General features: G+C 67.2%; 11 protein-coding genes and 1 pseudogene. 6 read left to right on the forward strand and 6 right to left on the reverse strand.

The features are described 5' to 3' along the window. Nucleotides 1-15 precede the first annotated feature (15 nt). The 4 genes from BLV94_RS44485 to BLV94_RS49775 all read right to left on the reverse strand — a co-directional run bounded on the left by BLV94_RS44485 (nt 16) and on the right by BLV94_RS49775 (nt 3859). The gene (locus BLV94_RS44485) at nt 16-1050 is read right to left on the reverse strand and encodes a glutamate ABC transporter substrate-binding protein (RefSeq protein WP_072951431.1); all 1035 of its coding nucleotides are present in this window, start codon (nt 1048-1050) and stop codon (nt 16-18) included. Further along, nucleotides 1050-2396, reverse strand: a complete 1347-nt coding sequence (locus BLV94_RS44490; protein ID WP_072951434.1) for a hypothetical protein — start codon at nt 2394-2396, stop codon at nt 1050-1052. The genes BLV94_RS44485 and BLV94_RS44490 overlap by 1 nt, the downstream gene beginning before the upstream one ends. A gap of 308 nt (nt 2397-2704) precedes the next feature. Then, nucleotides 2705-3313 carry a hypothetical protein gene (locus BLV94_RS44495; protein ID WP_074933939.1) on the reverse strand — a complete coding sequence of 203 codons (609 nt, stop codon included), beginning with the start codon at nt 3311-3313 and terminating at the stop codon, nt 2705-2707. A 375-nt stretch (nt 3314-3688) separates the two neighbouring features. Then, nucleotides 3689-3859 carry a hypothetical protein gene (locus BLV94_RS49775; protein ID WP_167372225.1) on the reverse strand — a complete coding sequence of 57 codons (171 nt, stop codon included), beginning with the start codon at nt 3857-3859 and terminating at the stop codon, nt 3689-3691. A gap of 512 nt (nt 3860-4371) precedes the next feature. On the opposite strand from BLV94_RS49775, the gene BLV94_RS44500 reads away from it, so the two are divergent. Beyond that, the gene (locus tag BLV94_RS44500) at nt 4372-5232 is read left to right on the forward strand and encodes a nucleoid-structuring protein H-NS (protein ID WP_208613730.1); all 861 of its coding nucleotides are present in this window, start codon (nt 4372-4374) and stop codon (nt 5230-5232) included. 396 nt (nt 5233-5628) lie between these two features. Here BLV94_RS44500 and BLV94_RS44505 read toward each other — a convergent pair whose 3' ends face one another. Continuing rightward, complete coding sequence (locus tag BLV94_RS44505; protein ID WP_072943178.1) at nt 5629-6123, reverse strand: hypothetical protein; 495 nt, start codon at nt 6121-6123, stop codon at nt 5629-5631. An 833-nt stretch (nt 6124-6956) separates the two neighbouring features. Beyond that, a complete protein-coding gene (locus BLV94_RS44510; RefSeq protein WP_072943180.1) occupies nt 6957-7520 on the reverse strand; it encodes an HD domain-containing protein in 564 nt (187 codons plus the stop codon). 486 nt (nt 7521-8006) lie between these two features. Here BLV94_RS44510 and BLV94_RS44520 point away from each other — a divergent pair. The 5 genes and pseudogenes from BLV94_RS44520 (at nt 8007) to BLV94_RS44540 (ending at nt 11702) form a co-directional block, all read left to right on the forward strand. Next, nucleotides 8007-9051, forward strand: a pseudogene (locus BLV94_RS44520) (zinc-binding dehydrogenase). 298 nt (nt 9052-9349) lie between these two features. Continuing rightward, nucleotides 9350-9814, forward strand: a complete 465-nt coding sequence (locus BLV94_RS44525) for a pyridoxamine 5'-phosphate oxidase family protein (RefSeq protein WP_072943184.1) — start codon at nt 9350-9352, stop codon at nt 9812-9814. Nucleotides 9815-10045: 231 nt separating this feature from the next. After that, nucleotides 10046-10555: a hypothetical protein gene (locus BLV94_RS44530; protein ID WP_143051472.1), complete on the forward strand. Its 510-nt coding sequence runs from the start codon at nt 10046-10048 to the stop codon at nt 10553-10555. Between the two features lie 212 nt (nt 10556-10767). Then, on the forward strand, nt 10768-11007 hold the full coding sequence (locus BLV94_RS44535) for a hypothetical protein (RefSeq protein WP_072943188.1): 240 nt from the start codon (nt 10768-10770) through the stop codon (nt 11005-11007). A gap of 179 nt (nt 11008-11186) precedes the next feature. Further along, on the forward strand, nt 11187-11702 hold the full coding sequence (locus tag BLV94_RS44540; RefSeq protein WP_244163799.1) for a Clp protease N-terminal domain-containing protein: 516 nt from the start codon (nt 11187-11189) through the stop codon (nt 11700-11702). The last annotated feature ends 911 nt before the right edge of the window (nt 11703-12613 follow it).

A 12613-nucleotide genomic window follows, 5' to 3' on the forward strand; every position in this document is an offset into this window, starting at 1 on the left:
CAACTCCGTGTCTGCTCAGTCGCGGTAGATCGCTGGGGGTGGGCCCGAGACCGGTCCGAGCGGGGTGGCCAGCCACCGGTCGTAGATGCGCATCCAGGTGCCGTCGGCACGGATGCGGTCGAGTGTGCCGTTGACGAACCGCACCAGGTCGCTCCGGTCCTTGTTGACCCCTATTCCGGCGTGTTCGGTCTCGAGCGGTGGTCCGACGATCTGCAGTTCCGGGTCCTGGGCGGTGAATCCGGCCAGAAGTGAGTCGGAGGTGCTGGCGGCGTCGGCCTGTGCCTTCTGCAGGGTGACCAGGCAGTCGTCCCAGTCGGGGACTGCGACGATCGTGGCCTGCGGCGCGACCCGTTGGACGGTGGCCAATGAGGTGGTGGCGATGAAGCTGCAGACTCGCTTCCCGGCGAGGTCCGCCGGTCCGGTGATGTCGGAGCCCTTGGGGACCAGCAGGCGCTGGTAGGTGCGCAGGTACTCGGTGGAGAAGCCGACCCGTTGTGCGCGATCGCAGGTGATGGAGGTGGAGTGGACGACGACGTCCACGTCGTTGTTCTCGAGTGCGGTGAACCGGCCTGCGGAGGTGAGCAGCCGGAATTCGAGCTTCTCCGGATCGCCGAAGATGTCGCGGGTGATCTCGCGGGCGATGTCGACGTCGAAGCCCTGCAAGGTGCCGGTGTCCGGGTCCCGGAAGCTGAGCAGATTGGTGTTCTGATCGATACCGACGATCAACCGACCGCGAGCGGCAATCTCGGCGAGCGAGCCGCCGGGTGGCATCTGTCCGGGTGCCGGCGGTGGGCCGGGACGCAGGCTGGCGAGGGCACCGCACGATTCGGGTGATGGTGGTTCCGGAGGCGCGGTGCCCAGGGGCGCGATGATCTGTGCGCCACCCGACATCGGTCGGGTGTACAGACCAGTGGCGGTCGGGGTGAGCGGATCCGGTGCGGCGCACGCGGTGAGGACGGCGCCGGCGGTGGCGATGATCGCGACACCGACGAGGATCCCGAGCCGCGTTCGCGGTCCCGCGCTCTGTGTCGGTAGCGTCATCCGGGTCATCAGTGGTACTCGTTCAGTCTCGGCCAGATACCCCCGCCGACGGCGAATCCGCCGAGAACTCCGATTACGATGCTACCGATGGCCAGCTTCGACATCGACCGATACGTGTCCGTCACGGCGTCGACCTCGTCGTCGCGGAGCCGGTCGATTGCGCTGCGCAGGGACTGGTCGAGGGCGGCGAACCGTGCCGTCGATGCGGCAGGATCGGATCCGACGGCGATCGCCGCGGCGGCCGGGTAGTCACCGCGATCGAGGGCATTGTCGATCTCCTGATGCGCGGCACGCCACCCGTCGAGTGCGGTCACGGCGCCGTCGATCGGTTCCGCGGCGGCACGTCCGTGTGAGTCGGCCAGCTGCCGGGCGAGTTCCTCCGAGAGCGCCTCCGTATGCCGGGCATAGTCGATCTCGTACCGGGTGTCCGATCCGCGCTGCACTATGGCGAGGGTTTCGTCGGCGCGGGCCTGCTGCGCCAGAATGCGAGCGTGGACGACGGCATCGAGAGGTTGGGTCCCTTCAACTCTCGCGCGGTCGCTCGCCATCGACGACACCACACTTGCCGCGACCAACCAGATCAGCAGAACGGCCATCAGTGCGGTGGCGGCGGCGAGGCCGGGGTTGACCCGACGTTTGTTCTTCCGCCGCAGGTACAGCTGGGCGAGGATGAGGGCGACGAGCATGGCAACGGTCACGGTGAGGGCGGTCGTGGGCAGTTGCGCAATGTGGGTTTGGGTATCGGCGACCGCCTGGGATTGGTGGACGTAGAGGCGTTCGGCCATCGGGAGGATGGTGTCCTGCATGAGCGTGGAAGCATCGGACAGGTACGCCACCGCGACCGGGTTGCCGGCCCGGTCGTTGGCTTGCGCAGTCGCCACCAGGTTGGAGTACTCGGCGAGGTTGCGCACGATGTCCGACAGCAGTGCCAGCGATTCGGCGTCCTGTGACGAGACGCCGTTGGCTGCGGTGACCAACGCGCTCGATGCCTCGCCGATCGCCTGGGTGTACTGCTGCCGGACGGCGGTCGTTTCGGTGCCGCTGGAGAGGAAGGACGTGGTGGCGTCGGCGTCGGCGATCGACAATGCGCTGTAGACGTTCTGGGCGGCATTCATCAGCGGTTCGGTGTGGGTGCGGAGGGTCTCGACGCGCTGCTGCCGGGCTGCAACCGCGGCCGAGGTGATCACAGCAGCGGTGAGGACCGCCGCGACGAGCAGGATCCCCAGCACGGACAGCCGTCCCGGCGTGGAGACGAGAAAGTCCATCCACGGACGGCGGCGGGCCTCGGGCTCGACGACCAGACCCTCATCGAGGGTAGGGGCTTCGGTAGCAACACGGTCACCACGGTGGAACATCCGGCCTCCTGCCCCACAAACCTGCTGGTCGGTCCCAGTCGGGATTGCCCGGAGGCCGTCCAGAGCAGCGACAGAATCGGCTGTGCGTCGCCGCCGAGTACAGCATGCTTCCCAGGGGCTGACCGAGGGAAAGACACCGGGTGCACCAGAAGATCAACGAACATCTCGAGACAACTCGTCAAATCCTGCTGTTCGCGTGAAATCCGGTTGCCTGGATCCACTTCCTTCCGAAGGGTCATCGCTGTCGGCATCGCGACCGGGCGGCATCTGTGTGTAAGGCCGGTGCGGCGCGCGACGGGTGGTTGTCGCTACCGCGACGCGGAGACCAGCATGGGCTCGCGCAGGTCGAAGTAGTCGACCTCGCCCATCAGCCGGCCTTCCTCCTCGAACAGCGAACGCAGATCGTCGGGGACGGTGATCTTCTCGTGTGCGCGGGCCTCGGGCTCGGTGGTGAAGTACACCGCCTCGACGTATCCGCCGTCGCCGGCGGCGGCGAACGTACCGCCGAGGATTTCCGGCCGCACCCCGGGTAGCTTGTCGCCGGCCTGGGCCATCAGCTCAGACAGCCGGTGCGCGTCGGTGGTGTGGCCCTCCATGATCTGCACGAACCCGGCATCGTCGGAGCCGCCGCCGAGCCACTCCATCGCGTCCGGGCAGTCCATGAAGGTGACCGGGCCGTCGAAACACCGCTCGGTCTCGGCCCACCAGGTGCCCTGCTCGGGACGTTCGCTGTTGCGGCGGGCCGCCTCCTCGGAGTCGAACCGAACCAGGGCGATGTACGTGCCGTCGCCGCGGGTGCCGGCGGTGGAGCCGAGGTAGCCGGTGGCCCCCGGTTGCAGTTCCTCGTTCCACCGATCCATGCATTCGCGCAGCCGCGGCTGATCGGCAACTTTTCCCTGGATGACTTGGATGAACATCAGTAACCTCCTCCCGCGGGGACACAGGTCCCCTCGGTGAGTGCAACGGTGGCCGACTTGTCGCGGTCCACCGCCGGCGGGCGTCGACGGCCCGCGGCCGCAGCCACTGCGTACCCAATTTTTCTCCGCCAGACCGTGTGGGGCAAGGGCACGCACCGGCAGCTCGCTCGACCCGGTGGAGGTCGAACGGGTGTCCGCCGTCCTCGGTCGGAACGGGCGCGTGCAGAGCGAGTGGTGATCGGACGGCGGGCCATTCGTTCCGCCGTGCGGCCTTCTGATCGACGTCTCAGACGTGCGTTCGGTGCGCAGGTTTCGAGTGATCGCGCACCGGCACTGCCTGGTTACTCGGATGCCTCGATCGGCCCGGGCGCCCACTCACAAGATGCGCCCCGTCACGCGGTCCTCGCGTGCACATCGGCGCTCCCCGAACTCCCCGATGACCTCGTTCGGATGCAGCGTGTACGCCGTGGGCATGACGCTGCGGCGGGCACGGTGTTTGTCCACCATCGTCTCCTCGACGTCGACGAACACGACATCGGTGTCCATCGCCTCTTCAATGGCGATCAGTTCGAGCCGTGGTGTTGGGACCCCGAATCACGATCACGAATCACGAGTCCTGAGACCACGCCGTGCGTGTGGTGCGCGAGTGCCCGGTGCGTGACCCGGATCGCTGGCTGCTTTCTGTCGGGACGTCAGGCGACGGACGGTCGCGGTGGCGGACTGGTCGGCGCCGAATCCGACAGTCCTGGTTCATCGCTCACGTCCACCGACGGGTTGTCGGTGTGCGACGACCGTCGGCGCAGTATTCGGTGGGGATGGTGTCGGATATCGGTGGTCGTGCCCAACCGGAGGTGCGGTTAACGAAACGTCGACGGGTGCATCAGACTGGGCGAAAGACGGCGGTTTGTGTCAGCCGCACTACTTACCGCTATGCACCGCACAATCCGCCGGTCGCTCGTTGACTGCCATTCACGGTTAGTCTGTCCGGTGATGGATACGTCCGAGGAGGCCGCCTGTGCGTCGGCGGCCGTGACTGCGGAAGGCTGGCTGAGTTGGCCATGAACGTTATCAGCGGCGCCGCGCGCGCCGCCAGAAATGCAGTCGGGGTTCTTCGGGATGCAGGAGAGGGCGCCTGGTCCTGGACGAACAGCAAGCTGCGGCAACAGATGAAAGCATCGGAGGGTGCCAAGGCCGGACTCGAGGGGGAACCCCAGATCAGCACCACCCCCGAGTCGGAGCAGGCGTCGTCCGAGGTGTCGCCCGTGAAGGAGGCTGCTGCCGAAAAGCCGACCCCGTCTGAGGTGGCGCCGGTGAAGAAGACTGCGGCCGCGAAGGCGCCCGCGAAGGAGGCTGCTGGTGCCGCGAAGACACCCGCGAGGAAGGCCGTGGTGGCCAAGGCGCCCGCGAGGAAGGCTGTGGCCGCCAAGGCAACTGCCAAATCGGTGCCGTCCGGGGTGCCGCCGGTGAAGAAGGCTGCTGGTGCCGCGAAGACACCCGCGAGGAAGGCTGTGGCCGCCAAGGCAACTGCCAAATCGGTGCCGTCCGGGGTGCCGCCGGTGAAGAAGGCTGCTGGTGCCGCGAAGACACCCGCGAAGAAGGCTGCTGCGGCGAAGACGCCCGCGAAGAAGGCTGCTGCGGCGAAGGCGCCCGTGAAGAAGGCTGGTGCGGCGAAGGCGCCCGTGAAGAAGGCTGCTGCGGCGAAGGCGCCCGTGAAGAAGGCTGGTGCGGCGAAGGCGCCCGTGAAGAAGGCTGGTGCGGCGAAGGCGCCCGTGAAGAAGGCTGGTGCGGCGAAGGCGCCCGTGAAGAAGGCTGCTGCGGCGAAGACGCCCGTGAAGAAGGCCGCTGCCGCCAAGGCAACCGCCAAACCGACCGGGTCCGCACTGAGAGGTGCCAAGGCAACTGGGGTTCCTCCCGAATAGTGAACATCGCTTCCAGCGAGGTCTTCGGTCCCACTCGGTGTTCATTATTCGGGGAACCTGCCACCCCAATCGAATCCATGCACCACTCTGACGGGACGGCCGATCACGAGAGGCGGGTAGGCCACAGGCCGCGTCCTCGACCGAATCCCTGCACATCCCCAGCCGGGCGGAGACCGAACCGGGGGAGCCGGGCCGACCGGTTCAGCAGTCCGTCGCGGGTCGGCCCGTCGAGATCGCCGGCGATGCGTTCGTGGATTGCCCGGGCCTGTGCCCACGTCGAGTGGGCCCACTGCGGGCGGCCATAGTGCGGGAGCCACCCTCGCGCAGGTGCGGCGCGAGGGCGGCTCGGTACCACCGACCTTATGGTCCCGGGATCGGGGTCGGGGTCGGGGTGTCTCAGCGGGGCGTCTCCTTCTCGGCGGGGGCAGCGTTGGCCTCGTCGATCTGGTCGGCGGCGTCGTCGGCCGGTTCGGTGCGCTCGTCAACGCCCGGGCGGGTGCGCAGCCGTTGGACGGTCCCCGCGCCCCGCTCGGCGAGGTCGGCGTACAGGTCGACGGCACCCTTGCGGTACTCGTCGTAATTCTTGCGCAGCTCCTCGACGGTGAACGCCTCCCGCACCTGCGCCCATCCGGGCAGTTCCGAGGGCAAACCGGCGAGGCGCTGCCGGAAGGCCTCGATCCGCTCCTGCACATCGGTGGGCAGTGACCCGACACGCTCCCGGGCGTCTTCGAACCACCCGGATACCTCGGTGCCGGTGTGCTCGGCGCGCTGGCGCACCTCGGCGACGGCATCGGCAACGGCCTGGACGGCCGCATCGCCGGCACCGACCGTGGCGTACAGGGGCCTCGTTACGTTGTCGATGACCTTGGACTCGCTTGGGGGCTCACTCATCTTCGCTCTCCTGCTGTGGGGCTGGACATCAGGTGTCACCTCGGCACCTTGGGCGGCGAGCCCTCTTCGTCGATGGGTGACATGACAGGACGATCTGCCAAAATTCGGCCCGCCGAAAATGGACTGTAGTCGACCCGGACGTGGTGTCAGGCGTACCGGAGACGGCGGATAACCCCGGGTCCGGGTGTGGGTCACGACGGCATCGCGACCGTGGAGTCCGTCGGCGGGTTCGAGGTTGTGGCGCGGGTCGGGCACGAGGAGCCGATCACCCCTTCCGGGACGGATCGCGGGCCTATGGCCCGACCCGACCGCATTGGCCGATTACACCGCGGTTCCCGGAACCGGGCTCGCCCTCACCCCCGAGATCGAATCGAGGTTCGCCGCCCATCTGCGCAGGCTTTCAACTGTTGCCGATATGTCTAACACAAATTAATAGGTTCTGACATTGTCTGCCTGTGTGAATTGGTGAGGCCGCGGATACTTGGGATGTCGGTGGTTGCGGTGTGCAATAGGGCGGCATGGGGTCGGTGGCCTTCTGGGCGTGTGGGTTCGGGTCACCGAATCTTTGACCGCGCGGACCTCGCTCCTTTCTGGGCAGGCCCGGAGGGAAGTGTGCGGGAGCGACGCCGGAGAGGGGGTGGAGGTAGCGTATTGCCGGGTGTGGGGCTCGACAGGGCAACGGGACGTCGATGGCCGATCGGGAAAAGATGGTGCGGGGCAGCGCTACTGGTGAGGCTGAGGAGTTGCGGGTGTAGGCATGGATCGCAGCTCGTGTCCGTGGGGGCGGCGGGCGGGGTTGGGCCGGTGCCGGTCTCCGCTACCAGGCGGCGGGTTCAGTGCAGCCGCAGGCGTTGCTCGACTCGGTCGGCGGCGGCCCGCAGGTAGGGGTCGCGTTGCGGTTGCGCGCGGGCGGCGGCGGAGTCGGGGCCGTGCCGGTCGTGCTTCTCGCGCAGTCGCTGGTCCAGGCTCACCGCCTCGCCGTGTGGTCCGGTCGTCTGATCGGCGACGGTCAGCGCGTCCGAGACTGCGTCCTCGACGAAGCCGAACCGGCTCAGTTGCTCGCCCAGGCCGATGACGGCGGCGACGAACCGGGCGCCGGAGTGATGAGCGACCAGGTCGCACACTCGGGCCGGCCACCCCTGGGCTTGCAGGTAGCGGGCGCCGTCGAGCGGGTGAAACCCGGTCTCGCCCAGCTCGGTGGCGTAGCCGATGTCGTGCAGCCATGCGGCGGCCACCAGCGTGTCCCGGTCGGCGGCGGGGACCGTGGGTGCGAGCGCCAGCGCGTGGGCGGCGACAGACGCGCTGTGGTCGACGCGCACGCGGTCGCGGGCCAGGATGCGCAGTGTCAGCGCCTGGGCGCGGGGCGCCAGCGGTGACGATGTCGCATCTTCGGCCATGACCACACCTCCCGCATGGCGCTGATCGGCACCCGGGCCAACCACCGCACAGGCGGTCCTGGTGTCGGGCTCACACGATATCTCGCGCCGACAGCCTCCGGACGGGGTTCGCCGCTTCTCCTCGGCGGGGGCGGACCTGCAGTCGAGGCGCCGGTGCGAGTGCATCGCCGGGCGCCTCCGACGGACGGTGGCGTGGCGGGGGCCTGCAGCCGGGAGATCCCTGTGGAGAAGAACAGCGAACCGCGAATTCCGTTCACGTTGGATCCGGTGTGCGGCGCGCGTACGTCGGAATAGGATTGATCCGCAAGCTGGGTGATCGCAAGCGGGGTGATTTCGGTGCCGTCGCGTCACTTCCCGCAGCGGCGAGCGCGAGTGGGCAGTTCCGGCGATCCGTCCGAGACCCCGTCTCGCTCGCTGACGGGAGGCGGCCCTAGGCGGTCACCGTCGAGGGCCCGCCGCAGAAGGCCACAGTCGAAAGGCCCACCGATGAAGGCAATGATCTACCACGGTCCCGGCCGGAAGGCGTGGGAGGACGTCCCCGACGCCACCATTGAGAAGCCAACGGACGTGGTGGTCAAGATCGAGACCACCACCATCTGCGGCACCGACCTGCACATCCTCGGGGGCGACGTGCCCGCGGTGCAGGACGGGCGCATCCTCGGCCACGAGGGCGTCGGGACGATCACCGAGGTCGGCTCGGCGGTCACCTCGTTACAGGTCGGCGACCGGGTCATCATCTCCTGCATTTCCGCGTGCGGGCACTGCGATATGTGCAAGCAGCGGGTGTTCTCACACTGCCTGGCCGACGAGGGTGCGTCCGGCATCGGCTGGATCCTCGGGCACCTGATCAACGGCACGCAGGCCGAGTACGTCCGAGTGCCGTTCGCTGAGACGTCGGTGTATCGGCTGCCCGACGGGGTGACACCGCAGGAGGGTGCGATGCTGTCCGACATCCTGCCGACCGGTCACGAGATCGGCGTGCAGTACGGGCATGTCAAGGTCGGCGACGTCGTGGTGGTCGTCGGCGCGGGGCCGGTGGGGCTGGCCGCGATCATGACCTCGCGTCTGTACGGCCCGTCGAAGGTGATCGCCGTCGACCTCGACGCGAACCGGGTGGAACAGGCGAAGCGATTCGGCGCCACACACGGGGTGCTGTCCAGCGACGACGACTGGAAGGACCAGGTGATGGCGTTGACTGATGGGCTCGGCGTCGACGTCGCCATCGAGGCGGTGGGGGTTCCGGCGACCTTCCAGATGTGTCTGGACGTCGTCCGACCCGCCGGGCACGTCGCCAACGTCGGGGTGCACGGCGCCGGCGTGCCGCTGCCGCTCGACACGCTGTGGATCTCGAACATCACCATCGCGATGGGCCTGGTGAACACCGACACCACCGCGACGCTGCTGAAGATGGTCGCCGAACATACCCCTGTTCGTGAGCCATACCTTCGACCTTGGCGACATCGAGAAGGCCTACGACGTGTTCGGCCGGGCCGCCGAGACGCAGGCGCTCAAGGTTGTGCTCAACGCCTGACGTCGCGTCGGCGGCCACACGGCAGGCGGCCGACCTGCGGCGTCCGGCTACGAGGATGCGCTGATGCAGCGCTTCCGAGTTGGACGAGTTGGACGTCGAATCAGGTCGGGCACACGAACCGCGCCCCGGCCCCCCGGCCGAAGGTCGTATGGCACCGCACCTCTGTGTGTCCGACAGCAGATAGGGGCGGATACGTCGCGAAGAGCCGAGACAGCGACGATGATTCTTGGTGAGCCGGATCGCCGTGCCGGAACGCGACGGCCCCGTTCCTCTCATGCCATGACAGGAGGCGAAGGCAATGGGAAACGATGAGCCAAGTGTCAGGGAACTTGCTGTCAACGAATGTTGGGCACTGCTTCGTACCGAGAGTGTTGGCCGTCTCGCCGTGTGGGTGGACGACCACCCGGATATCTTTCCCCTCAATTATGCGGTCGATCGTGGAACCATCGTGTTCAGGTCCGGGAGAGGAACCAAAGTGTCCGCTGCGCTGTCGGATGCGCCGGTTGCGCTGGAAGTCGACGGCTACGAGGCGCCGGCGCACGAAGCGTGGAGCGTGGTGATCAAGGGACGTGCCGAGGGGATCCGTGAAATCGATGAGTTGATGGACACGGTGGATCTGCCGCTCTTTCCGTGGCAGGCGGGGGCGAAGAACCTGTTCGTCAGACTCGTTCCCACACTGGTGACTGGCCGCCGGTTTCCGGTCGTCGACCCGACAATCTGGCATACGCCCTTCTCGAATGTGCGACGTTCGCCTCCGGAGTAGCTGTGTGGACTGCACGCTACCGGTCGACCTGGAGGTGAAACTCACTGTTTCTCTGTGCGATGGCAACGGAACCTGTTGACACGCAGATGGAGCCGAGCTCGTTCGCCAAATCCGCTCGATTGCCGTCCGCACGCACTGGCGTGGGTGATCGGGTGGCGGCGAGGGAGCCCGATCAGCTGGACCTGGGCTGTTCCGCATGGGGAGTTGAAGGATCAGGGTTTGAGGCGTGTAGTGGAAGTTGCGCCGTGTCCCGGCGGCGCACCCGACAACAGCCACGCTGAAGAGACCACGATTCGAGCACGACAACTTGGTCGGTTTCGCCCTTTTCGAAGACGGCCCCGCCTGGTTGAGGACATGGACCGCTACCACGATCTCTTCGGCGCGACGGAAGGTACGACCGTGCTGAAACAAGTGAAGAAGAATGACCTGTCGCGTCTGCTGGCGAAGATCGTCGTCGTCGGAGTACTTGCCGCGTTTCCGATGGCCGCGGTGGCAGCACCCGCTGCGGCCGCCGCAGTGTCGGGGGTTGTGCAGGTCGATCGGAACGGGCAGCACCCCCGAGGCGGGGACGATGACCAGGACGATCAGCAGGACGAGAACGAACTCAATCCGTTCGGTGGTCTATTGGGCGAGTCCAACCCGTTCGGCGACATGTTCGGCGACATGTTCGGCGGATCGAATCCTTTCGGTGGTCTGCTCGGCGAGTCCAACCCGTTCGGCGACATGTTCGGCAGCAGCTGAGTCGGCTGTCCGGTTACGTTCGGTGACAGGAGGGTTCGCCGGGTATGACCCTGCCTCGACCTGCCTCGAAGGAGGTCGGATACCCGCAGCGAGGGCGACAGACCAGCGGTCAGGGCCGATCTCCTCTGTCGCCGTCGCGACGTCTCGTCGATCATGGCCATGAGGTACCGAGCCGGAGTTCGCACTCAGGGCTCAAACGACGGAGACCACACGTGTCAGACTTCGACGAGCGCGAGTTCGAGCAGGTCGCGAAAGCCACAGTGGAACAAACGCTGCAACGCGTGATGGATCGTTTACAGCGCGAATGCAAGGGCAAGTCGGTCGAGGAGACGAAACGTCGCGTGGCGCAGGCGTGGGAGGACGCGACGGATGCGGCGATCACCGATCCCGAGTTGACGACGTATGCCCAGAAGCTGGCCGCCGGCTCCCGGGTCATCATCAGGCTCACGTAGCGGGTCGGGGAGTACCGATGACGCTACTTATCCTGGTCAGGCGGGTGTCGTGCGCATCCCCGCAGCCTCGTCAAGGTACTCCTCCGCTTGTGCCTTGCTGCGGCCCACCGGGTGGGCGACGGAGACACCCCGCCCCGGTCCAGCGGTTGGTGTACACAACGGGGACATGAGGTAACCGCGTGCAGCGGCCACATCCGATGGGAGCAACGGTGTTCGAGAGGTTCACCGACCAAGCGCGGCGCACCGTCGTCTTGGCCTCGGAAACGGCCCGGGCCCACCACCACGACTATCTCGGAACCGAGCGCATCCTGCTGGGCCTCATCCGCGAAGATGATGGGGCAGCGGCGCGAGCGCTGGAATCGTTCGACGTGTCGGAGGCCGTCATCGACAGCCGGCTCACCACCGGTTACGGCGAGCCAGACCGATCCGGGCACATCCCGTTCAACCGGCACGCCAGACGGATCCTCGAACAGAGCCTGCGCGAGCCTTCTCTACTCGGCCATGAGCGCATCGGCACCGAACAGATCCTCCTCGCGCTCGTCGACGACCGCGAATCGACCGGCGCACGGTTGCTCGGCGAGGTTCTACCGGTGGACTTCGACCAACTGCGTCAGCACATCCTCCGGGAAGGCACGAGTAAGGGATATCCGCAGAGCTGGGGTTGGAGCCGACACACGTCACCAACCTCAGGCTGACCGACACCGGACATGCGCTGTGCGTCGCCGCGGCCGGCCAACCCCTCGACGCCTGGATGCGAGACCGGATCCTCGACGCAGCCCGTGCCGGCGGCGCGGGTACCGAAGAGGGCCTGCGCCGCCGGCGAGACCGCGCGCCCGGACGCCGCGGCGGGTCCTCGGCACCATTCCCACTGCGGTGAGGCCGCCCGTGGGGATTCGGCCCGATGACGGCGTCACCGCGGCCCAGGGCGGCGTTACGAAGCATGGGGCCGAGCGCCGGCGTGCGAGCGCTGGTACGGGCCGCCTATCGGCTCGTACGTTTCCCGTTCCACCTGGTCGACGATGTGGTGCTGCCGGTGATCTTCGACGAGGACGCGCCGGTGCGGCGGGCGTACGGAAAGTTCCTCCTCGACTGCGACGGTTCGAATGTCCACGCAGCCGTTGCCAGGAAGGGCGGGTCTCTGAACTTCACGGTGCGGGTGTTCCGAATTCGGTCGATCCGACGACGGCATCCGGTGGTGCACGTCAACCGCCGTCTATTGCGGTTCCGACCCGGGCCTTCGCGCAATCTATCCAGGGGGACTGCGCACCACGGCACGGCAGAGAGCAATGGGCGCCTCGGTTGAGTGTCGGCCGAGCCAGGGAACCGTGAACCGGCGTGCTCGAATGCACTCGGTGCACGCGTCGAGCAGCAAGCGTGCGCGTCGCCCGATGCTCGAGCGCCTCGCGCGAGAGGTCCCGGCCACGCTCGGGCCCACGCCTTCCCCGTTCGTGTGGGGCATGATGGACTTCGCGTTCGGACCCGAACGCACGCCTGCTTCCCTGGACGCGGGCGATCCTTCCCGATCACGTGGTTGTCGAGTGGCCGGGGCCGATCACTGCATTCAGGAAACGCGCCCGAACCGATCACCGCCGCGATCGGCGATCGG

The organism is Rhodococcus koreensis (assembly GCF_900105905.1).
In the GTDB taxonomy this organism is placed as follows: Bacteria; Actinomycetota; Actinomycetes; order Mycobacteriales; family Mycobacteriaceae; genus Rhodococcus_F; species Rhodococcus_F koreensis.